General features: G+C 71.1%; 18 protein-coding genes. 10 read left to right on the forward strand and 8 right to left on the reverse strand.

What is annotated here, in order from left to right; all coding sequences use genetic code 11:
• The first annotated feature begins 17 nt into the window (after positions 1-17).
• The 6 genes from BMW26_RS14745 to BMW26_RS14765 all read left to right on the forward strand — a co-directional run bounded on the left by BMW26_RS14745 (position 18) and on the right by BMW26_RS14765 (position 7,392).
• On the forward strand, positions 18-1,250 hold the full coding sequence (locus BMW26_RS14745) for a molybdopterin molybdotransferase MoeA (RefSeq protein WP_072591884.1): 1,233 nt from the start codon (positions 18-20) through the stop codon (positions 1,248-1,250).
• Entirely contained in the window at positions 1,247-1,984 is a 738-nt protein-coding gene (gene mobA / locus BMW26_RS14750) for a molybdenum cofactor guanylyltransferase (RefSeq protein ID WP_157557448.1), read from the forward strand. The genes BMW26_RS14745 and mobA overlap by 4 nt, the downstream gene beginning before the upstream one ends.
• Complete coding sequence (locus tag BMW26_RS17660; protein WP_198032343.1) at positions 1,981-2,265, forward strand: DUF6457 domain-containing protein; 285 nt, start codon at positions 1,981-1,983, stop codon at positions 2,263-2,265. Before mobA ends, BMW26_RS17660 begins: the two co-directional genes overlap by 4 nt.
• 125 nt (positions 2,266-2,390) lie before the next feature.
• Positions 2,391-3,782 (forward strand): MFS transporter, encoded by a 1,392-nt coding sequence (locus tag BMW26_RS14755; RefSeq protein WP_053097747.1) that lies wholly within the window; start codon positions 2,391-2,393, stop codon positions 3,780-3,782.
• Positions 3,783-3,784: 2 nt separating this feature from the next.
• Entirely contained in the window at positions 3,785-5,329 is a 1,545-nt protein-coding gene (locus tag BMW26_RS14760; RefSeq protein WP_072591885.1) for an FAD-dependent oxidoreductase, read from the forward strand.
• On the forward strand, positions 5,326-7,392 hold the full coding sequence (locus BMW26_RS14765; RefSeq protein WP_072591886.1) for a molybdopterin oxidoreductase family protein: 2,067 nt from the start codon (positions 5,326-5,328) through the stop codon (positions 7,390-7,392). Before BMW26_RS14760 ends, BMW26_RS14765 begins: the two co-directional genes overlap by 4 nt.
• Positions 7,393-7,407: 15 nt before the next feature.
• On the opposite strand, the gene pheA is transcribed toward BMW26_RS14765, so the two are convergent.
• Positions 7,408-8,358 (reverse strand): prephenate dehydratase, encoded by a 951-nt coding sequence (gene pheA / locus BMW26_RS14770; protein WP_053097750.1) that lies wholly within the window; start codon positions 8,356-8,358, stop codon positions 7,408-7,410.
• Positions 8,359-8,420: 62 nt separating this feature from the next.
• Here pheA and pgm point away from each other — a divergent pair, with 62 nt between their 5' ends.
• Positions 8,421-10,064, forward strand: coding sequence for a phosphoglucomutase (alpha-D-glucose-1,6-bisphosphate-dependent) (gene pgm / locus BMW26_RS14775; RefSeq protein ID WP_072591887.1), 1,644 nt, complete (start codon positions 8,421-8,423; stop codon positions 10,062-10,064).
• A 490-nt stretch (positions 10,065-10,554) separates the two neighbouring features.
• Here the strand turns inward: pgm and BMW26_RS14780 are convergent, their stop codons facing one another.
• From BMW26_RS14780 to BMW26_RS14815, 7 genes are all read right to left on the reverse strand, one after another.
• The gene (locus BMW26_RS14780; protein ID WP_072591888.1) at positions 10,555-11,655 is read right to left on the reverse strand and encodes a glycerate kinase; all 1,101 of its coding nucleotides are present in this window, start codon (positions 11,653-11,655) and stop codon (positions 10,555-10,557) included.
• A complete protein-coding gene (locus BMW26_RS14785; RefSeq protein ID WP_083569389.1) occupies positions 11,652-12,710 on the reverse strand; it encodes a LacI family DNA-binding transcriptional regulator in 1,059 nt (352 codons plus the stop codon). Before BMW26_RS14785 ends, BMW26_RS14780 begins: the two co-directional genes overlap by 4 nt.
• A 71-nt stretch (positions 12,711-12,781) precedes the next feature.
• Positions 12,782-13,540 carry a sugar phosphate isomerase/epimerase family protein gene (locus tag BMW26_RS14790; protein WP_083569390.1) on the reverse strand — a complete coding sequence of 253 codons (759 nt, stop codon included), beginning with the start codon at positions 13,538-13,540 and terminating at the stop codon, positions 12,782-12,784.
• Between the two features lie 741 nt (positions 13,541-14,281).
• A complete protein-coding gene (locus tag BMW26_RS14800) occupies positions 14,282-15,145 on the reverse strand; it encodes a sugar phosphate isomerase/epimerase family protein (protein WP_072591891.1) in 864 nt (287 codons plus the stop codon).
• Complete coding sequence (locus BMW26_RS14805) at positions 15,142-16,314, reverse strand: dihydrodipicolinate synthase family protein (RefSeq protein WP_056279283.1); 1,173 nt, start codon at positions 16,312-16,314, stop codon at positions 15,142-15,144. The genes BMW26_RS14800 and BMW26_RS14805 overlap by 4 nt, the downstream gene beginning before the upstream one ends.
• 2 nt (positions 16,315-16,316) lie before the next feature.
• Entirely contained in the window at positions 16,317-17,480 is a 1,164-nt protein-coding gene (locus BMW26_RS14810) for a Gfo/Idh/MocA family protein (RefSeq protein WP_053097757.1), read from the reverse strand.
• A gap of 259 nt (positions 17,481-17,739) precedes the next feature.
• A complete protein-coding gene (locus tag BMW26_RS14815) occupies positions 17,740-18,693 on the reverse strand; it encodes a LacI family DNA-binding transcriptional regulator (protein ID WP_072592369.1) in 954 nt (317 codons plus the stop codon).
• 158 nt (positions 18,694-18,851) lie between these two features.
• On the opposite strand from BMW26_RS14815, the gene galT reads away from it, so the two are divergent.
• The 3 genes from galT (at position 18,852) to galE (ending at position 22,337) form a co-directional block, all read left to right on the forward strand.
• Positions 18,852-20,072, forward strand: coding sequence for a galactose-1-phosphate uridylyltransferase (gene galT, locus BMW26_RS14820; protein ID WP_072591892.1), 1,221 nt, complete (start codon positions 18,852-18,854; stop codon positions 20,070-20,072).
• Complete coding sequence (galK, locus tag BMW26_RS14825; protein ID WP_072591893.1) at positions 20,069-21,265, forward strand: galactokinase; 1,197 nt, start codon at positions 20,069-20,071, stop codon at positions 21,263-21,265. Before galT ends, galK begins: the two co-directional genes overlap by 4 nt.
• Before the next feature lie 94 nt (positions 21,266-21,359).
• Positions 21,360-22,337, forward strand: a complete 978-nt coding sequence (galE, locus tag BMW26_RS14830) for a UDP-glucose 4-epimerase GalE (protein ID WP_072591894.1) — start codon at positions 21,360-21,362, stop codon at positions 22,335-22,337.
• Positions 22,338-22,341: the final 4 nt, after the last annotated feature.

Genomic DNA, 22,341 nt, shown 5'->3' on the forward strand with positions numbered 1-22,341 from the left:
CCCCTCGCTCCTCCGGCATGCTGACGGTCGAGGAGCAGCGGGCGAAGGTGATCGCCGCCACCCGACCGCTGGATGCCGAATCGGTGCCGCTCGCACGGGCGGCGGGCCGCGTCCTCGCCACGACCGTGCACGCTCGGGTCGATGTGCCGGTGTTCGACAACTCGGCGATGGACGGATATGCGGTCCTGTTCACCGACGTCGAGTCGGCCACGGCCGTGCACCCCGTCGAGCTCGCGGTGGTCGCCGACCTCCCGGCGGGGTCAGCCGACGAACCCGAGCTGCGTGAGGGACGAGCCGCACGCATCATGACCGGCGCCCCTGTGCCGCACACGGCCACCGTCGTCGTGCCGTTCGAGCACACCCGCGACGGCCTGCAGGCGTGGGACGCGCCTGCGATCGTGGTCACCGCGCCGACTCGCGCGGGTGCCAACATCCGCCGCCGCGGCGAGGAGCTGCGCGCCGGAGCCGTCGTCGCGACAGCGGGCACCACCCTCGGCCCGCTCCAGCTCACGGCCATCGCGGCCACCGGCATCGACACGGTGCCGGTGCATCGTCGTCCTCGCGTCGCGGTCATCTCGACCGGCAGCGAGCTCGCCGACCCCGGCGCCGACCTCGCCCGCGGGCAGATCCCCGAGTCGAACTCGGTGCTGCTCGCTGCGCTGTGCGCGGAGACGGGCGCTGACGTCGTCTCGGTCGACACGGTGACAGACGAGGATGCCGCCTTCACCGCACTCCTCGATCGCGCGCTCGTCGATGCGCGCGTCGATGTCGTGGTCACGTCCGGCGGAGTCAGCGCCGGCGCCCACGAGGTCGTGAAGAACGTGCTGCGCGATCGCATCGAGTTCGTGGCGGTCGCCATGCAGCCGGGCAGGCCTCAGGCTTTCGGACGCCTCGGCGACGCGCTGGTGTTCGGACTGCCCGGCAATCCGGCGAGCGTCGCCGCGTCGTTCGAGGCCTTCGTGCGGCCGGCGCTGCTCGCCCTCCAGGGTCGCGCAGGCCTGCAGCGCCCGATGCTCCGCCTCGCCAGCACCGCAGCGTGGCGCAGCCCGGTGGGACGACAGCAGTACGTGCCCGTCGCCCTCGACCGATCCGACCCGGCCGCCTGGTCGGTGCGCCCGGCGGCCGCCGACGGGTCATCGGGCGCGCATCTGGCGGCAGGACTCGCCAGAGCGGATGCCTATGCCGTCGTGCCCGCCGACGTATCAGCCGTCGCAGCAGGCGACCTGGTCGATGTGATGCTGCTCTCATGACAGGGACGCGCACGACCGAGACACCGGACGCCGCGACACCGGCGTCCGGGCCGACTGCCGCGATCATCCTCGCCGGCGGGCGGGCCTCACGACTCGACGGGACTGCCAAGCCGTTGCTCGAGGTCGGCGGCCGCACCCTGCTCGACCGCGCCATCGCCGCCGTCGACGGCTGCGACCCCATCGTGGTCGTAGGTCCGCCGGCGCCGACCCGTGTTCGCGTCGTATGGACCCGGGAGACCCCGGAGTTCGGCGGACCGGTCGCCGGCATCGCCGCAGGCCTCGCTCTCGTCGACACCGCCGACGTCCTGCTGCTGGCGGCCGACCTGCCGAACGCCGAAGGCGCCGTGGCGCTGCTGCACCGGCATCCGCCCCTCTCCGCCGACGCCGACGGCAAAATCGGCAAGGCCGACGCCGACGGCAAAATCGGCAAGGCCGACGCCCCCAGCACGAATGGTGCGCACGGCATCGACGGCGTCTGCCTGATCGACGCGTCGGGACGCATGCAGTGGCTCGTCGGCCGCTACCGCACCGATGCCCTGCGATCCGCCGCCGCGGCTCTCCCCGACGGCGGCCGCAACGCGTCGTTGCGATCGCTGCTGGCGCGCCTGCGCATCAGCGCGATTCCGGCGGGAGACCTGGCAACGGATGTCGACACGTGGGACGATCTCGAACGGGCCCGCGCCGCGGCACCGATGCCCCCGCGCGACGGAGCACCAGACGAGGAGACGACATGACCGACAAGCCGCAACACCTTCCGGTCGAAGCCCTGGACGACTGGACCACGGCGGTCTGCAGCGCGCTCGGGATCGATCGCGAGTCCGTCGATGTCGCCCTGCTCCTGGATCTCGCCCGGGATGTCGCGCACGGCGTCGCCCGCCCGGCCGCACCGCTCAGCGCCTACCTCGCCGGCCTCGCCGCAGGTCGCGCGGGCGGCAGCCGCGAGGACACCGCTGCGGCGGTCGCCACCATCACCGAGCTGGCCGGGGAATGGCGCGCCGACGAACAGGATTCCTGAAGTTCTCTCATCGCCCACCTCGCCGATGTGATCGAGAAGTAATCGTCCGGTAATCGCACTCGTGCGGCCCTGCAACATCCGCCGCCTACGTTCAGAGCATTCACCTCTCGAACGCAGGAGCCGCGATGTCCCAGATCACCGGAAGAAGCAGCGTCGACACCCCCGCCGTGACCCTCACGCGCCGCCCCGGCCGGTGGATCGACGGCTGGAACCCCGAGGATTCGGCCTTCTGGGCCACCGAGGGCAAGGCGATCGCCCGCCGCAACCTCGGCTGGTCGATCTTCGCCGAGTTCCTCGGGTTCATCATCTGGCAGCTCTGGAGCATCGTTGTCGTGCTGCTCCCCGCCGCCGGGTTCACGCTGAGCACCACCGAGTCGTTCTGGCTGATCTCGCTGCCGAGCCTCGTCGGCGCGACGCTGCGGTTCCCGTACACGTTCCTCGTCGCCCGCTTCGGCGGACGCAACTGGACCATCGTCTCGGCGCTGCTGCTGCTGATCCCCGCCGTCCTGCTCGGCATCGTCGTGCAGGATCCCGAGACCCCGTTCGGCGTGCTGCTCGCCGTCGCGGCTCTCGCCGGTTTCGGCGGCGGCAACTTCGCCAGCTCCATGGCGAACATCACCTACTTCTTCCCGCAGAAGGAGAAGGGCTGGGCGCTCGGGCTCAACGCCGCCGGCGGCAACCTCGGCACCTCGGTCGCCCAGCTCGCGGTGCCGATCGTCGTGTCGATCACCGCCGCGTCGACCTTCAGCCTGTCGTTCGCCGGCTGGATGTGGGTGCCGCTGATCCTCGTGGCCGTGTGGGGAGCATGGCGCCACATGGACAACCTGTCGTCGGCCAAGGCGGACTTCGCCGGGGCCGCCGCCGCACTGCGCGAACCGCACCTGTGGGTGCTGTCGCTGCTGTACATCGGCACGTTCGGATCGTTCATCGGCTTCTCGAGCGTCTTCCCGAAGCTCATCGCCGACACCTTCCCCGAGTTCTCGACGTTCCAGATCGGCAGCGCCTCACTGTCGCTGGCCTTCCTCGGAGCCCTCGTCGGCTCGCTCGCCCGCCCCTACGGAGGAAAGCTCGCCGACCGCTTCGGCGGAGCACGGATGACGATCGCCGCGTTCTCGCTCATGATCGTCGGCGCCCTGTCGCTGCTCGTCACTCTCGAGGCGAACAGCTTCGCGCTCTTCCTCGGATGCTTCCTGCTGCTGTTCGTCGCGGCGGGCGTCGGCAACGGCGCGACCTACCGGATGATCCCCAACGTCTTCGCCGCACGCGGTGCCGCGACCGCGGGCGACGCGCTCGCTGTCAGCACCCAGCGCAAGGGTGCGGCCGCCCTGGGGCTGATCTCGGCAATCGGCGCCTACGGCGGATTCGTGATCCCGCAGGTTCTCGCGGCGGCGAAGAGCGGCACAGGTTCGTACGCTCCGGCATTCGGCGGATTCGTCGCCGCCTACATCGTGCTGCTCCTCATCACGGTCTTCGTCTATCTGATGCCTCGGCCCTCGCTCGCCGGACACCGGATCTGACCATGACCGAGCGCATCGTCGTCATCGGCGCGGGGCCTGTCGGCATCCGCTTCACCGAAGAGCTCCTGCCGCTCGTGGCAGGGGGTCGGGCGACGGTCACCGTGCTGGGCGCCGAGACGGCGGATCCGTACAACCGGGTGCTGCTCGCGGAATACGCCGTGGGCGAGGCCTCGTCCGACGAGCTCACTCTCGCCACTGCCGCGAGCCTCACCGGTGTGGATCTGCGGCTGGGGGCGCGAGCGGTGCGGATCGATCGGGATGCGCGGGTCGTCGAGCTGGTCGACGGATCGACCGTCGGGTATGACCGCCTGGTGCTCGCGACCGGCGCGCGATCGATCGTCCCGTCGCTCGAAGGCCTCGAGACGCTCGGTCCGGACACCACCGGCCTCGACAGCAGTCTGACCACAGGGGTCTGCGTGCTCCGCGATCTGTCGGATGCCGAGCAGGTGCGCGCCGTGGTCGCACGCGGCGGCCGGGTCGTGGTGCTCGGAGCCGGCGTGCTGGGGATCGAGCTCGCCATGCTGCTCGCTGACGCCGGCGCCGTGCCCTCCGTGGCCCACTTCGGTCCGATGCCGATGCCCCGCCAACTCGACCGGGGGTCGGCGAGCATCCTCTCGACCGCTCTCGCCTCGGCCGGCGTCACGCTGGTGCCGCACACCCGAGCCGAGGGAGTGATCGGAGTCGAGGGCGACGACGGCATCCGCCGGTTCCGTGCACTCGCGAGCTCCGACGGCAAGCGCATCGAGGGCGATCTGCTCGTGCTGTCGTGCGGCGTCAGGGCGCGCACCGAGCTCGCCGAGGCCGCGGGACTCCGCGTCGGCAACGGCGTGCTCGTCGACGGCGCACTGCGCTCGTGGTCGGATCCGCGCATCCATGCGATCGGGGACTGCGCCCACATCGCCGACCCCGCCGAGTTCCTGCACGACCGCCAGGTGCCGGGCGGACCGCACGGCCTCGTCGGCCCCGGCTGGCGTCAGGCGAGCTGGCTCGCCGCGGCCATCGCCGCCGAGCTCGACAGTGCCGACGACCACCCGGGCGAGTTCGCCGACGAGCACCCCGGCGTCGTCGTGCTCAAGGGCGAGCTGGTCGACATCGCATCCGCGGGCGACGTCTCGGCCGACCCCTTCGCCCCTGTCCCGGCCGGTGAGGATGCCCCCGGCATCGCCGTCTGGGCCGACCCCGAGCACGGCACCTACGTGAAGATGGCGACGCGCGACGGCATCCTCACCGGATTCGTGGCGGTCGGGATGCCGCGGGCCGCCGCCGAACTGAGCGTGCTGTACCTGCGCGGCGGCGAGCTGCCCGCCGACCGCTCGCTGCTGCTGCGTCTCGATGATCCTGACGCTGATGCGATCGCACCGGCCGGTCGTGACGCGACCCTCTGCATCTGCAACGCCGTCACCGTCGGCCAGATCGAGGACGCGATCGACGACGGCTGCTCGTCGGTGGCTGCGGTCGGCGAGTGCACCCGCGCCGGCACCGGATGCGGAGGATGCCGCGCCCGCATCACCGAGATGCTGCACGCCCACGCGGGGGCCGTCGCATGACCGACACCCACTGCCCCTACTGCGCGCTGCAGTGCGCGATGACGCTGACCCCGACCGTGGGCGCACCGCTGCCGGTCACCGTCGCCGGACGCGACTTCCCGACAAACCGCGGCGGGCTGTGCAAGAAGGGGTGGACCTCGGCCGAGCTGCTCGCCGACGCCGGTCGCCTCACCACTCCCCTGGTGCGCGGGACCGACGGCGAACTGCACCCGGCGGACTGGGACGTGACTCTCGATCTGATCGCCGCGCGGCTGCGTCTGATCGCCGAGGAGGACGGCCCCGATGCGGTCGGCGTCTTCGGCGGCGGCGGGCTCACGAACGAGAAGGCGTACCAGTTGGGCAAGTTCGCCCGCATCGCGCTGCGCACGTCGCGCATCGACTACAACGGCCGCTTCTGCATGTCATCCGCTGCGGCCGCCGCCAACCGCTCCTTCGGAATCGACCGCGGCCTGCCGTTCCCGCTGACCGACCTCGACACCGCCGAGACGGTGCTGCTGCTGGGATCGAACGTCGGCGACACCATGCCGCCGTTCGTCTCGCATCTGCAGGGCGCCAGGGCCCGCGGCGGTCTCATCGTCGTCGATCCTCGCCGCAGCTCGACGGCACGATTGAGCGCCGACGGCGCCGGGATCCACGTGCAGCCGGTGCCCGGCACCGATCTCGCGCTGCTGCTCGCAGTGATCCATGTCGTGATCGCCGAGGAGCTCTACGACGACGGCTATGTGCGCCAGCGCACATCGGGCTTCGACGCCCTCCGCCAGTCGGTGTCGGCGTGGTGGCCCGAGCGCGCCGAGACCGTCACCGGGGTGGCGGCGCGCAGCATCCGCGATCTGGCACGCAGACTGGCGGACTCCGACTCGACCTACATCCTCACCGGCCGCGGCGTCGAGCAGCATGTCGACGGCACCGACACCGCCACGGCCGCCATCAACCTCGCACTGCTCCTGGGTCTTCCGGGGACACCGGGGTGCGGCTACGGCACGCTGACCGGGCAGGGCAACGGCCAGGGCGGACGCGAGCACGGACAGAAAGCCGACCAGCTTCCGGGGTACCAGTCGATCAGCGACCCGGCCGCCCGCGCCTCGGTCGCGGCCGTGTGGGGCGTCGACCCCGACGACCTTCCCGGGCCCGGCATCCCCGCGGTCGAGCTGCTACAGAGCGCCGGACTCCCGGGCGGCGTGCGAGCGCTGCTCGTGCACGGCTCGAACGTGTTCGTGTCGGCGCCGAACGTGTCGACCGTGCGCGAGGCCCTGGGCCGGCTCGATCTGCTCGTCGTCTCGGACTTCTTCCTCTCGGAGACCGCGAAGGCCGCCGACATCGTGCTCCCCGTGCTGCAGTGGGCCGAGGAGGAGGGCACGATGACCAACCTCGAGGGCCGCGTGCTGCGTCGCCGCCGAGCGGTCGACGCCCCCGCCGGCGCCCGCAGCGAGCTGTGGATCATGGCCGAGCTCGCCCGTCGCCTCGACGCCCCCGGCACCTGGAGCCTTGTGCCGTCGGAGGTGTTCGGCGAGCTGGCCCGCGCCTCCGCCGGCGGCCGCGCCGACTACTCCGGCCTCAGCCACGAGCTGCTCGACCTCGGCATCGAGGCGCACTGGCCTTTCCCGATCGGGAGCCTCGGCACCCCTCGACTGTTCGCCGACCGCTTCGCGCACGCCGACGGGCGCGCGAAGCTCGTCGCCGTGCGGGCTCGGGAGCATCCGACGGCGAGCGCCGACCGGCTCACCCTGATCACCGGGCGCCTGCTCGAGCAGTACCAGAGCGGAGCGCAGACCCGCCGCATCCCCGAGCTCACCGAGAAGCGGCCCGATCTCGTCGCGCAGCTGCACCCTGCGACCGCGCGTCGTCATGGGATCGGCGAGGGCGACGGCATCCGTCTCTCGAACTCCCGCGGCACCCTGCGGGCGCGGGCCGAGCTGACGCACGACATCAGGCCCGACACGGTGTTCCTGCCGTTCCACTACGCGGATGCCGAGAGCGCCAATCTGCTCACCGACGACCGGGTCGATCCGCACTCGGCGATGCCCGAGTTCAAACGGGCTCTGGTCGAGCTCCGAGCCGTCTGATCGTGGAGGCGGCGCTCAGTCGTCCGGCTCGCCGCTGAGGATGCCGCGCAGCCAGTCGCGCGCCTCGACGAAGATGTCGTCGGAGTAGCGCTCGGGATACTGCACGATCTGCCGGTCGGCTCGCGGATACGACCCGAGGAACACCACGCGCGGGCTGAAACGGCGGATGCCGAGCAGGGCGTCGGCCATGCGCTCGTGCTCGATGTGGCCGTCGGCGTCGATCACGAACCGGTAGCGGCCGAGCTCGTCGCCGATCGGACGCGACTGGATCAGCGAGAGGTTGATGCCGCGGGTCGAGAACTGCTCGAGCATCTCGAGCAGGGATCCGGGATGATCGTTCGGCAGCTCGACGATCAGCGAGGTCTTGTCGGCCCCGGTCGGCGCCGGCGCCGTGGTGGTGCGGGTCACGAGCACGAAGCGGGTGACGGCCTGGGCGTTGTCGCCGATGTCCTCGGCCAGCACGTCGACGTCGAGGTGCTTCACGACGCCCGGGGCGGCGATGGCCGCCTGGGCGGGAAGGCCGCCGTCGAGCATGCCGATCGCCGACGCGACGTTGCTCGCCGCAGGCACATGCGAGTGCCGGGGCAGGTGCTCCCCGAGCCAGCCGTGGCACTGGGCGTAGGCGACCGGGTGAGCGGCGATCACGCTGATGTCCGCCAGGGTCGTGCCCCGAGGCGCCACGAGCACGAAGTTCACCGGCACGAGGTACTCGCCGATGATCCGCAGGCCCGGCAGAGTGGCCAGCGCATCCTGCGTGGTCGAGACGCCGCCCTCGATCGAGTTCTCGATCGCGATCATCGCGGCGTCGCTGCGCCCCTCGAGCACATCCGCGAGGGCTTCTCCGACGTTGTGCACGGCACGCCAGTCCTGACCCCGTGCTTCAGCGACCTGTTCGAGCGCCGCTTCGGTGAATGTTCCGGCGGGGCCGAGATAGCTGTAGGTGCGGCGTTCAGTCACGCGTTTCACCTTAGGGCACCGGCACACGCCCAGAAGATGCGCGGATGCCGAGATGGGGGCAGACTGTCTGCATGACGAGCCGCGCCGGCCTCCCTGCCGAGGAATCTGATCTGATCGATGTCGACGAGCTGATCGCCGCTTACTACGACCGCGTGCCCGACCCCGGGGTCGCCGCCGAGCGGGTCGCGTTCGGCACCAGCGGTCACCGCGGGTCGTCGCTGACCAAGAGCTTCAACGAGAACCACATCCTGGCGACCACCCAGGCGATCGTCGACTACCGTGCGAGCCAGGGGATCACCGGTCCCCTGTTCCTCGGCCGCGACACCCACGCGCTCTCGCTGCCCGCCGAGCGCAGCGCCATCGAGGTGCTCGTGGCCAACGGCGTCGACGTCCGCGTCGACTCGCGCGACGCCTGGGTGCCGACGCCCGCGCTCAGCCACGCGATCCTCACCTTCAACCGCGACCTCGCGTCGGATGCCGCCGGCCGCGCCGACGGCATCGTCGTCACCCCGTCGCACAACCCGCCTCGCGACGGCGGCTTCAAGTACAACCCGCCGCACGGTGGACCGGCCGACACCGACGCGACCGGCTGGATCGCCGACCGCGCCAACGAGCTGATCGCCGGCGGTCTCGTCGACGTCAAGCGCGAGCGGTTCGCCGACATCGACTGGGACGCGCTTCCGGGGTACGACTTCCGTGACGCCTACGTGCGCGACCTGACGACGATCATCGACATCGACGCCATCCGCACCGCCGGCGTGCGCATCGGCGCCGACCCGCTCGGTGGCGCATCCGTCGAGTACTGGGCGCTCATCAAGGAGGTCTACGACCTCGACCTGACCGTCGTGAACCCCGAGGTCGACCCGACCTGGCGCTTCATGACACTCGACTGGGACGAGAAGATCCGCATGGATCCGTCCTCCCCGTCGGCCATGGCCTCGCTCGTCGCCAAGAAGGGCGACTACGACGTGCTGACCGGCAACGACGCGGATGCCGACCGCCACGGCATCGTCACCCCCGACGCCGGGCTCATGAACCCGAACCACTACCTCGCGGTCGCGATCGACTACCTGTTCTCGCACCGCTCCGAGTGGCCGCGCGACGCCGCGATCGGCAAGACCCTCGTGTCGTCGATGATCATCGACCGGGTCGCCGAATCGCTCGGACGCCGCCTCCTCGAGGTGCCGGTGGGCTTCAAGTGGTTCGTGCCCGGTCTGCTCGACGGCTCGGTCGCGTTCGGCGGCGAGGAGTCTGCCGGAGCATCGTTCCTCCGCAAGGACGGCACCGTCTGGTCGACCGACAAGGACGGCATCCTGCTGTGCCTGCTCGCGGCCGAGATCATCGCGGTCACCGGCAAGACGCCGTCGGAGCGGTATGCCGAGCTGGAGCAGGCCTTCGGCTCGTCGGCCTACCAGCGCGTCGACGCCCCGGCGACGCCCGCGCAGAAGGCGACGCTGGGCAAGCTCGCTCCGGATGCCGTCTCGGCGACGACCCTCGCGGGTGAGGAGATCACCGCCAAGCTGTCGCACGCTCCCGGCAACGGTGCGGCGATCGGCGGCCTCAAGGTGCAGACCGAGCACGCCTGGTTCGCCGCCCGCCCCTCGGGCACGGAAGACGTCTACAAGCTGTATGCCGAGAGCCTGCGCGGCCCGGAGCACCTCGCCGAGGTGCAGGCCGAGGCGCGAGCCGTGGTGTCCGCCGCCCTCGGGGGCTGATCCCCGCGTCCTTCGGGCTGTTCTTCTGCCCCCGCACGTCGCCCGTGTGGGGGCAGAAGTGCATCCGGACCGGAACGCTTTCGTGGCGGAACGCCCCCGTGGCGGAACGCCCGCGTGGCGGACTGCCCCACGGCATCCCCTCCTTGTGCGTGCGGGGTCAATTACGCACCCGAAACGGCTGATCCCGATGCGAAAGTGGCCCCGGCTGGCGTCCGCGATGCGAAACTGACCCCGACTGGCGGGCGAAAATGCCCTCGCGTCCCCTATCTCGCCGCCCCTGCGTGTGCGGGGTCAGTTACGCATCCGAAACGGCCATCCCCGGTGCGAAAGTGGCCCCGGCTGGCGAGCCGGCTGCGAAAGTGGTCCCGACTGGCTGGCGGGCGGATGCTGCGGGGGGCGGGGCAACCCGGGCGGAAGAATGCGGACGAATGCGGACGGATGCTGCGCACCAGCGACCCCACCGTGGGCCGACGCGCGCCGAGGCGATGCGTCAGACCGAGCGGGCGAGCAGGGCTCCGGCCTCGCGCAACCAGCGGGCGGGGTCGGCGAGCGCGGCATCCGACGATCCGGCGATCTCGGTGAGCGACGCGGATGCCGTGAACAGCGCGGTGTCGGAGTCGGCCGTGATGCGTCCGGCGGCGAGCAGGGCGGTCGCACCGGTCGTCGACGCGAGGCCGGCGATGAACGAGGGCACCTTGCCGTCTCCGGACTGACCGTCGTACGACCCCTCCCCTGTGATGACATGGTCGGCGTCGGCGATCGCGTCGGCGAGGCCGATCAGGTCCGCCACCTCGGCAGCGCCCGGGGCGAGCGTCGCACCCCAGACGACCAGCGCACCGCCCGTGCCACCGGCGGCTCCGGTGCCCGGCAGTGCGGAGTCGAGGCCGAGCAGTTCGGCGAGGCCCGCTAGTCCGGCATCCACTTCGGCGAGCTCCGGGCCGACGAGACCCTTCTGCGGTCCGAACACGGCGGCGGCGCCCCGCGGGCCGACGAGGGGATTCGTGACGTCGGTGAGCACGCGCACCTGCGGCGCCGTGCGCAGGCCGCTCAGGTCGACGGAGGCGATGTCGGCGAGACCGCGGGCTCCTCGCGCGACCGGCTCACCGGCGTCATCGAGGAATCGCGCACCGAGGGCGGTCAGCATCCCGGTGCCGCCGTCGGTCGACGCGCTCGACCCGATGCCGACGACCAGTCGCGTGACGCCGTGGTCGAGGGCGGCGGCGATCGCCTGACCGAATCCGGTGGTGTCGGCATCCCACGGACGCAGTTCGTCGAGCAGTTCGATGCCCGAGGTCGACGCGAGGTCGACGACGGCGGTCCCCCCGGGAGAATCCCCCGAGACGGGAAGCAGCAGCCAGCTCGTCTCCAGCGGCAGCCCCGCGGGTCCGTCGACGACGACCGGCATGCGTCGCGCTCCCGGCACGGCCGCCTCGAACGCGGCGACGGTGCCCTCGCCGCCGTCAGCCATGGGACGGTGCACGAACGTCGCGGTCGGCTCGACCGATGACCAGCCTTCGGCGAGCGATGCCGCCGCATCCGCCGCGGTGATCGTGCCCTTGAAGCTGTCCGGCGCCAGCACCACGCGGGTCATCGGGTGAGTCCGGGGGTGCTCGCCCGCACGATGACCTCGAGCGGAAGCGGAGCCTGCTGCCAGTCGGCGTCGACCGTCGCACGGAAGGCCTGATATCCGACCTCGCTGAGCGGCACGCGCACGGTGGTGAGCGCCGGGGTGACATCGCTGCTCGAGGGCACGTCATCGAAGCCGCAGACCGCGATGTCGGCACCGACCTCACGACCGGCCCCGCGGATCGCCGCCATCGCTCCGATCGCGACCACGTCGCTCATGCCGAACACGAGGGTGCCGGGTTCGACGCCGTCGGAGAGGGCCGCCGTCATCGCCTGCGCACCCGATTCGCGGCGGAAGTCGCCGCGGATCACCCGCCCGATCGCCCCGCCGTCGGTCTCGAAGCCGGCGCGGAATCCGGCGAGACGCTCGTCCGACGTCAGCACTCCCTCGGCCGCGCCGATCGCGATGGCGGAGCGGTATCCGAGAGACGCCATGCGGCGACCGAGCGCTTCGGCGCCGGCGCGGTTGTCGATCTCGACGTGGCGGTTGTCTGCGCTGCCGGCGCCGAACGTGACCACGCGTCCACCGAAGCGGGCGTACTCCGCGAGCTCGCGTGAGGTGTCGGAGTCCGTCGGCTCGTTCGTGCGCGATGCGGCGAGGATCAGGCCCTGGGGTCGCTGCCCACGGAGGGCCCGCACGATGCGCGCCTCGCGTGCCGGATCTCGCTCGGTGATCGCGATCGTCACGACCAGGCCCTGTTCGTCGGCTCCGCGAGCGACACCGGCCGCGATGAGTCCGAAGTAGGGGTCGGCGATGTCGGCGACCAGCAGTGCGATGACGGGCGAGCTTCCTCGGGCGGTCGCCTGCGCCGATGCGTTCGCCGTGTAGCCCAGTTCGGCGGCCGCCTGCTCGACGCGCTCACGGAAGGACTCGGCCACCTTGCGCTCGGATCCGTTGAGAACACGGGATGCCGTGGCGAGCGAGACCCCGGCCTCACGGGCGACGTCGTGCAGGGTCGGGGCCGCGCCCCGCGAATGCCGCGGCTGACGCACGCGGGAAGGGCTTTCCTGCTGACTCATGCCCTGAGCATACTGCGCGGTGAGGGCGATGCCGGGGAGGGTCCGGCAACCGGGCTGCGGGGGCGCATGGCTCAGAGGGAGAGGTAGGCGCGCAGCGTCGCCGCCTCGCCACGCAGCAGCGTCGGATCATCGCCGGGTACGAACTCGAGCAGCGCATCGCGGGGCGGAGTCGTCGCGGACAGCGCATCCGCGAAGAAGCGGGTCCACAGGGCATCCCTCGCCCGCAGCGGAAGCCTCTCGTGATCCGGCCACCACGAGAACACGTGCGCGGCGCTGACCCGGTCGGCGACCGCGCGGTACTCGTCGAGCACCGCATCGACCGTGGCACCGACCGTCGGCTGCCAGTACGAGCTGAGCGTCGGCCGAGCCACCTCATCGAGCACCCGCAGCGTCGTCGGGGCGGTGTCGGCGAGCGTCCCGGAGTGGAACTCGAGCGCGAGCGAGATTCCCCGGGCGGCGGCCTCATCGACAGCATCCTGCAGTCGGGCGATCGTCGACGCCCAGTCCTGCGGCGACGCCTCGTCGGAGCCGATCGGCCCAGCCCAGACGCGCACGCGATCGACACCGAGCGCCTCGGCGGTGTCGAGCACGGGGGTGATCGGCTCGTCGGCACCGGCACGGAAGTACGAGCCGTAGGAGCACGCGACGAGCCCGGCATCCGTCGTGAGTGTCGCCACCCTCGCGGCCTGCTCGACGTCGCCGGGCAGCACATGCGAATCGGCTCCCCACTCGATGACCTCGAGTCGGGCGTCGGCGGCGAGGTCGACCACCTGGTCGGCGCTCAGCGACCGGAAGGTCACCGAGCAGAGCCCTGGGCGGATCTTCGTCATGACGTCATCCTCTCAATCGTTCGGCGGGGTGTCTCGGGGCTTGCGCCGTGCGCGACCGCCGCGTACAGGTGGGCGGTTCCCGGGTGGGGATCCGGTCTTCGGCGGCGTTCTGTACGTCCGGTCTTTTCCGGTCCGGTCCGGTCCCGTCGGACGAGAAGACCGCCGTCCCCCGTCCCATCTGCAGGTCCCAGGCACGGATGCAGGACAGAAACCGTGTTACGGCCCTGCATCCGTGCTCGGGTCCTGCACGTGCTCCGGCGAACGGTCCGGTCCGGTTCCGGCGAACGGTCCGGTCTTTTCCGGTCCGGTCTTTTCCGGTCCGGTCCCGTCGGACGAGAAGACCGCCGCACCCCCTCCCATCTGCAGGACGCAGACACGGATGCAGGACAGAAACGGTGCCACGGCCCTGCATCCGTGCTCGAGTCCTGCACGTGCTCCGGCGAACGGTCCGGTCCGGTTCCGGCGAACGGTCCGGTCCGGTTCCGGCGAACGGTCCGGTCCGGTTCCGGTTCCCTCGGCCGGTCCGGTTCGGTCTTGTCTTGTCTGGTCCGGTCCGGTCCGACGAGAAGACCGCCGCACCCCGTCCCACCTGCAGGACCCAGGCACGGATGCAGGACAGAAACGGTGTCACGGCCCTGCATCCGTGCTCGAGTCCTGCAGACGGTAGAAGCGTGGCCCACTCGCGGACGTTCGCGGCCGGTGCCCGAGCGAAACCCGACCCCGACCGGATCCCGGCGGCCGTCAGCGCAGGTGCGGCGAGATCGCGATGCCGAAGGTCTCGGCCGTCCGACGGACGACGTGCTCGGGAGCGTCCGCCCAGATGTCGGCGTTGAAGATCTCGACCTCGATGTCACGGTCGTATCCGGTGTCGATCACGGCTCGCGTGAGCGAGCCGAAGTCGATCACGCCGTCACCCGTGTAGTGCCGCGACAGCAGCACATCGGCGGCGAGCGGGGTCTTCCAGTCGCACACCTGGTACGTCGCGATGCGCCCTTCGCGACCGGCGCGCGTGATCTGCTCGAGCACCTGCGGATCCCACCAGATGTGGAACGTGTCCACCGCCGCGCCCACGACGTCGGCATCGAAATCGGCCGCGATGTCGAGCGCCTGCCCGAGCGTCGAGACGACCGCGCGGTCGGAGGCGTACATCGGATGCAGGGGCTCGATCGCGAGCGTCACGCCCGCCGCTTTCGCGTCGGACGCGAGCACGCCGATCGCGTCGCGCACACGCTCGCGTGCGCCGATCAGATCGCGCGATCCCACCGGGATGCCGCCGGCCACGAGCACGAGAACGGCCGTCGATCCGTCGGCGCCCGCGGCGGCGAGGGTCGCGGTCTCCTCGATCGCTCGGCGGTTGTCGTCGAGCGCAGCAATGCGATCCGGCCCCTCCGGAAGGGTGAAGAAACCACCGCGGCAGTGGGTCGTGAAGCGCAGCCCCGAATCGGCGAGCATCTGCGCGGCGACGTCGAGCCCGACCTCGTTCACGGGCTCGCGCCACAGGCCGATCGCCTGGATGCCGGCATCCGCCGTCACCCGCAGCGCCGTCGCGAGGTCTGCGTGCTTGATCGTGGCCTGGTTGATCGACAGGCGCGGGTCGACGGTCACAGGTCCACTCCGTTCAGGCGGAGCATCCCGTGCCAGCGCTCGCGTGCGAGTTCGGGATTCTCGAGGGCGAGCGACGCGTTCGCCAGCTCGACGATGCGGCTGAGGTGCGGAAGGCTGCGCGCCGAGTGCAGTCCGCCGACCATCTGGAACGCGGGCTGGTGCCCGTTGAGCCAGGCGAGGAAGGCGACACCGGTCTTGTAATAGAAGGTCGGCGCGGCGAACACCTGGCGGCTGAGCTCTTCGGTCGGGCCGAGTATCTCGAGGTAGAGCTCGGGGTCCCCGGCATCGAGCGCCTGGATCGCCGCGGAGGCGACCGGGGTGATGGCGGCGAACGCGCCGAGCAGCGCGTCGGAGTGCCCGTCACCCTGCCCCACGGTGTCTCCGCCGATGAGGCCGACGTAGTTGAAGTCGTCGCCGGTGAACATGCGCACACCCTGCGGCAGTCGCTCGCGCACCGAGATCTCCGACTCGGCGTTCAGGAGGCTCATCTTCACGCCGGCGACCTTGTCGGGGTTCTCGGCGATCACGTCGAGCAGCACAGCGGATGCCGTCTGCCAGTCGTCCGCTCCGAAGTACCCGGCGAGCTCGGGGTCGAAAGCCGTGCCGAGCCAGTGCAGCACGACCGGGACGGTGGCCGCCGAGAGCACCTCGCGATAGACGCGACGGTAGTCGTCGGCGTTCTCAGCGACACGGGCGAGGTGGCGAGAGGCCATGAGCACCGGGCCCGCCCCCTGCTCCTCGGTGAAGTGCAGCTGCTCCTTGTAGGCGTCGATCACCTGGTCGAGCGAGATGTGCGACTCGGCGACGTGATCGGTGTTGACGCCGACCACGACCGAGCCGCCCTCCTCGCGGGCGACCTCGGCGCTGCGCGCGATGAGCTCGCGCGTCGCCGCGGCATCCAGCCCCATGTTCCGCTGAGCGGTGTCCATGGCGTCGGCGACGCCCAGACCCCACGAGTACACGTTGCGGCGGAACGCCAGAGTCGAGTCCCAGTCGATGTCGGCGGGCTGCCCCGGGGTGTTGTCGGCGTGCACCTTCGGCACGACGTGGGCTGCGGCGTACGCGACGCGGCTCTGCAGCGGAGAGGCCGGACGCGTATACCCGCCGCCCTCGCGCAGCTCGGCATCCGTCACCGCGCCCGCGGCGTCGAGAAGTCGGAGAGTGGTCATGCTCAGCCCAGCGTCAGCGGGGTGAGCGCGACCTTGCGGCCTTCGGCGCTGGAGGTCAGCCCCGCCTCGGCGAACTGCACGCCGCGGGCGCCCGAGAGCAGGTCGAAGGGGTACTTCGTGCCCTCGACGAACGAGACCAGGTACTCCTCCCACTGCTGACGGAAGCCGTTGAGGAAGACGTCGTTGGTCGGGACGTTCTGCCAGTCGGCGTCGTAGTCGTGGCTGTCTTCGAGGTCGGGGTTCCAGACCGGCTTCGGAGTCGCGTTGCGGGGCTGGATCTTCGCGCCGAAGAGTCCGACGACCGCGGATCCGTGGGTGCCGTCGACCTGGAACTCGACGAGCTCGTCGCGGTTGACGCGCACCGTCCAGCTGGAGTTGATCTCGGCGACGATGCCGCCCTCGATCTCGAAGATGCCGTACGCGGCGTCCTCGGCGGTGGCGGTGTAGTGCTCGCCGTTCTCGTCCCAGCGGTCGGCGATGTGCACGGCGGCCTGCGCGTAGACGCTCTTGACCTCGCCGAACAGGTTCTCGAGCACGTAGTTCCAGTGCGGGAACATGTCGACGATGATGCCGCCGCCGTCTTCGGTGCGGTAGTTCCAGCTGGGGCGCTGCGCGGGCTGCCAGTCACCCTCGAAGACCCAGTACCCGAACTCGCCGCGCACCGAGAGGATGCGGCCGAAGAAACCGGAGTCGATGAGGCGCTTGAGCTTCTGCAGGCCCGGCAGGTAGAGCTTGTCGTGTACGACGCCGGTCTTGACGCCGGCCTCGTCCGCGAGACGCGCGAGCTCGAGGGCCTCGTCGAGCGACTCGGCGGTCGGCTTCTCGGTGTAGATCGCCTTGCCGGCCGCGATCGCCTTGCGCAGGGCCGAGGCGCGGGCCTTGGTCACGAGGAAATCGGCGTAGATCTCCCACTTCGGGTCGGCGAGCGCTGCGTCGAGGTCGGTCGTGTAGTCGTCGATGCCGTGCTTCGCGGCGAGCTCGGCGAGCTTGGCCTCGTTGCGGCCGACAAGCAGCGGCTTGACCGTGATGCGGGATCCGTCGGGCAGCTCGATGCCGCCCTGGTCGCGGATCGCGAGGATCGACCGCACGAGGTGCTGCCGGTAGCCCATGCGCCCGGAGACGCCGTTCATGATGATCCCGATCTCGCGGGGTGTCGCCTGTGACATTGCTGGTCCGTTCTGTGGGAAGCCGGTGCGCCGGTCGCCCGATGTGGGTAAGCGCTTTCCGTCAGCATGCCACGACTCCGTCGGGCGCGCAAGCGGCGGGTGGAAACCGCTATCCGGGTTCGCGGGGCGGTGGCGTGGCCGCCCCTGCCGCGTGCGTGGTCACAAACGCATCCGAAAGGCGCGATTCAGGTGCGTTTCTGGCCACGCACCGTAGGGGGCGGGGCCGGGGTGCGGGGGCAGAGGGTGCGGGCGGCGCGGCTCAGCGCGTGCTGGAGCGTTCGACCAGAAGCGTCGGCACGACGACAGCGGATGCCGCACCGCCCGCGGCACCCTCGATCTCGGCGACGAGCAGGCCGACCGCCCGGTGGGCGAGGGCGGTGAAATCCTGACGGATCGTCGTCAGCGGTGGGCGGTAGTTGGCGGCATCCGGCACGTCGTCGAAGCCGATGACGCTGACGTCCTCGGGAACCCGCCGCCCCGACTCGGCGAGCGCACGGAGGAGCCCGAGCGCCATCTGGTCGTTGGCGCAGAAAACGGCGGATGCTGCTCGCAGCGCCTCGCCCGCGGCGAACCCTGCCTCGGCGGTCCAGTCGCCGCGGACGACCTCGGTCGCCTCGACCCCGACCTCCGCGAGCGCCTTCCGCCATCCGCGCTCGCGCTCGGCGGCCGCGAACGAGTCGGCAGGCCCGGCGAGGTGGTGCACCGTCTCGTGTCCGAGGCCCAGCAGGTGAGCGGTCGCCGCAGCGGCGCCTCCGACATGGTCGCTGTGCACGACGGCGAGATCCGCAGACCCCGGGGCGTCGACGACCACGAGGCGCAGTCCCGGCGGCCGATCGGCTGCGGGTACCAGCGCCGACGCCTCGTTCAGCACGATCGCGCCGTCGACCTCCTGCTCGGCCAGGCGCTCGAAGGCGTCGGCCACGCTGTCGCCCGCGGTGACGAGGGTGAGGGCGTAGCCGCGTTCAGCCGCGGCCTCGGCGGTGGCCTGCAGCATCCGCGAGTTGCCGACCGTCGCGAGAGTGGTGACGACGAGTCCGATGGTCTGCGAGCGTCCTGTGCGCAGAGCGCGCGCTGCGCGGTGGGGGCGGTAGCCGAGCTCGGCCATCGCGGCTTCGACGCGCCGGCGGGTCGCGGGGTCGACGCGAGGGCTGTCGTTGACGACGCGCGACACGGTCTGACCCGAGACGCCGGCACGGGAGGCGACCATCGCCATCGAGACACGACCGGACGGGGCCTGGCGGCGGCGCGGGCGCGCGGCGCCGCGACGCAGATCATCGTCGCGCAGCAGCTCGTCGTCCACGGGCACCCTCTCTACGCGCTCACAACTCCGGAATGTTGACGTTACCACGGCGCTGTGCGTACCATGTTTACGTGAACACGCCCGAATCTCCCGAGTTGCGAACCGAGACCCTCTCCGCCGGCATCGTCAAGCGCGCGACGACGCTCGCCGACGGCCGCGAACTGATCTACTTCGACGATCCCGACACGACGCTCGGCGCCGACCGCGCCGTCGACAGCCGCACGCTCGACGCCCGCGGCGAGACCGCCACGATGCGCCTCGATGTGCTGACCGGCGACTGGATCACGGTCGCCGCCAACCGGCAGAACCGGGTGATGATGCCGAGCGCCGATGCCGACCCGCTCGCTCCGCAGTCGCCGACCAACCCGTCTGAGGTGCCGTCGCTCTACGACGTCGCCGTCTTCGAGAACCGCTCGCCCGCGTTCGGCCCCGCTCTCGCCGAAGCCACCGGCACCGCCCCCGCAGCGAGCAACCCTCCGCGCGGGCTCGACGACCTCAGCGCCCTCGGACTCGGCCGCACCCGCACCTCGGTCGGACGCTGCGAGGTCGTGTGCTTCAGCCCCGAGCACACCGGCTCGTTCGGCACCCAGTCGGTGACGCGCGCCCGCACGGTGATCGAGGCCTGGGCCGACCGCACCGCCGCCCTCTCGAAGCTGCCGGGCATCCAGCAGATCTTCCCGTTCGAGAACCGCGGCGAGGCCATCGGCGTCACGCTGCCCCACCCCCACGGCCAGATCTACGCCTACCCCTACGTGACGCCGCGCACCACGCGCCTGCTCGACTCGATCGACCGCACCGCGCCCGACCTGTTCCAGCACATCCTCGAGTCCGAGCAGGCGTCCGAGAGGGTCGTCTTCCGCGGGGAGCACTGGACGGCGTTCGTGCCCTTCGCCGCCCGCTGGCCGCTGGAGGTGCACCTCATGCCGCACCGCCACGTTCCGGACTTCGCCGAGACGACGGATGCCGAACGCGACGAGCTCGCGCCCCTCTACCTGCGACTGCTCCGCGGTGTCGACGCGCTCTACGACACCCCGACGCCCTACATCGCCGCCTGGCACCAGGCCCCGGTGAACGTCGGCCGAGACAGCGTGCGCCTGCACCTGCAGCTGACCAGCCCCCGCCGGGCGGTCGACAAGCTCAAGTTCCTCGCGGGATCCGAGGCCGCGATGTGGGCCTGGGCCGCCGAGGTCACCCCCGAGCAGGGTGCGGCCCGCATCCGCGAGGCCATCGCGAAGGCCGACGCCGCACACACCGCATCCGCAGACCAGAACGCAGACGAGGCATCCGCATGACCACCACCCAGGACGCCGCGCGCGCACTCTTCACCGACCTCACCGGTCGCACCCCCGAAGGCGTCTGGTCGGCGCCGGGGCGCGTGAACCTGATCGGCGAGCACACCGACTACAACGACGGATTCGTGCTGCCCTTCGCCATCCCGCATCGCACAGTCGCCGCCGTGGGAATCCGTGACGACCGCCGCATCCGCGTCGCCTCGACCTTCGCCGACGAGCCGGTCGAGGTCTCCCTCGACGACCTCGACGAGCTGTTCCCGACCCCGACCGGCACCGCGCCGCGCGTGCCCGAGTGGGCCGCCTACCCCCTCGGCGTCGCGTGGGCGCTGCGCCAGGCCGACGGTGTCGCTCCGTCCGCGGCCACCGGTTCAGGACTCGACATCGCCATCGCGTCCGACGTGCCCGTGGGTGCGGGGCTCTCGTCGTCGGCGGCGATCGAGGGTGCCACGGCATCCGCGCTCAACGACCTCTGGGCCGCCGGGCTCGACCGCGTCGCCCTCGCCCGTGTCGGCCGGAAGGCCGAGAACGAGGCGGTCGGCGCACCGACCGGCATCATGGACCAGATGGCGTCGGTGCTCGGCGAGCCGGATGCCGCGATCTTCCTCGACTGCCGCTCGCTCGATGCGAACCTCGTGCAGGTCGGCATCGCCGAGGCCGGCCTCGCGATCCTCGTGATGGACACCCGGGTCAAGCACGCGCACTCCACGGGCGGATACGGCGAGCGCCGTGCGGCCTGCGAGCGCGGTGCCGCGATCATGGGCGTGCCGAGCCTGCGCGACGTCTCGGTCGACGACCTGCCCCGCGCCGAGGAGCTCATGGACGACGTGACGTTCCGCCGCGTGCGGCACGTGGTCACCGAGAACCAGCGCGTGCTCGACACCGTCGTGGTGCTGCGCGAAGACGGTGCCCGTGCGATCGGCGACCTGCTCGTGGCCTCGCACGCCTCGATGCGCGATGACTTCGAGATCTCGGTCCCCGAGCTCGACACGGCGGTCGAAACGGCCATCGCGGCCGGCGCACTCGGTGCTCGCATGACCGGCGGAGGCTTCGGCGGTGCGGCGATCGCGCTGATCGAGCAGGACTCGGTGCAGCAGGTGACGGATGCCGTGTCGGCGGCGTTCGCCGCATCCGGTTTCACCTCCCCCGTGATCTTCACCGTCACGCCGTCGGCCGGAGCGCATCGCGACGCGTGACCGCTGCCCGCTCGACCACGTCGTGAACGAGCGGCCTCAGAGTCCGCCGATCGCGACCTGAGATACTGAACACTTCCCCACCCTGAGGAGCACAATGTCCTGGATCGTGACCGGCGGCGCCGGCTACATCGGCTCGCACGTCGTTCGCGCACTGGCGGATGCCGGGCTCACGCCCGTCGTCCTCGACGACCTCTCGAGCGGCGTCGCATCGTTCGTGCCCGAAGGCGTGGCTTTCGTGCAGGGCAGCATCCTCGACCGTGAACTGGTCGAGAAGGCGCTGCGCGATCACAACGCCGAGGGCGTCATCCACGTCGCCGGATACAAGTACGCCGGCGTCTCGGTGCAGCGTCCGCTGCACACCTACGCGCAGAACGTCGAGGGCACTCGGGTGATCCTCGAGGCGATGGATGCCGCGGGCGTCACCAACATCGTGTTCTCGTCGTCGGCGGCCGTGTTCGGCACTCCCGATGTGGCGCTCGTCGTCGAGGAGACCGCCAAAAAGCCGGCGAGCCCCTACGGCGAGTCCAAGCTCATCGGCGAGTGGCTGCTCCGCGACCAGGCGATCGCGACCGCCGACTCCGACAAGCCGCTGCGTCACACCTCGCTGCGCTACTTCAACGTGGTCGGCTCGGCCGACCCGTCGGTCTATGACGTGAGCCCGCACAACCTCTTCCCGATCGTGTTCGAGAAGCTCATCGCCGGCGAGACCCCCCGCATCAACGGCGACGACTACGACACCGAGGACGGCACCAACGTGCGCGACTACGTGCACGTCGGCGACATCGCCGCCGCCCACGTCGCGGCAGCGAAGCGTCTCGCCGGTGGCGAGCCGATCGAGGCCGCGTACAACCTCGGCTCGGGCGACGGCCTCAGCGTGAAGCAGATCATGGACGCGGTCGCACGCGTCACGGGCATCGACTTCACCCCTGAGATCGGCCCTCGGCGTCCGGGAGACCCCGACCGCATCGTCGCGACCGGCGAGCTCGCCGCGCGTGACCTCGACTGGAAGATGCGATACACGGTCGACGAGATGGTGCGCACGGGCTGGGAGGCCCGTCGGGCCGCGTCCTGACGTC

The organism is Microbacterium sp. 1.5R (assembly GCF_001889265.1).
Lineage (GTDB): Bacteria > Actinomycetota > Actinomycetes > Actinomycetales > Microbacteriaceae > Microbacterium.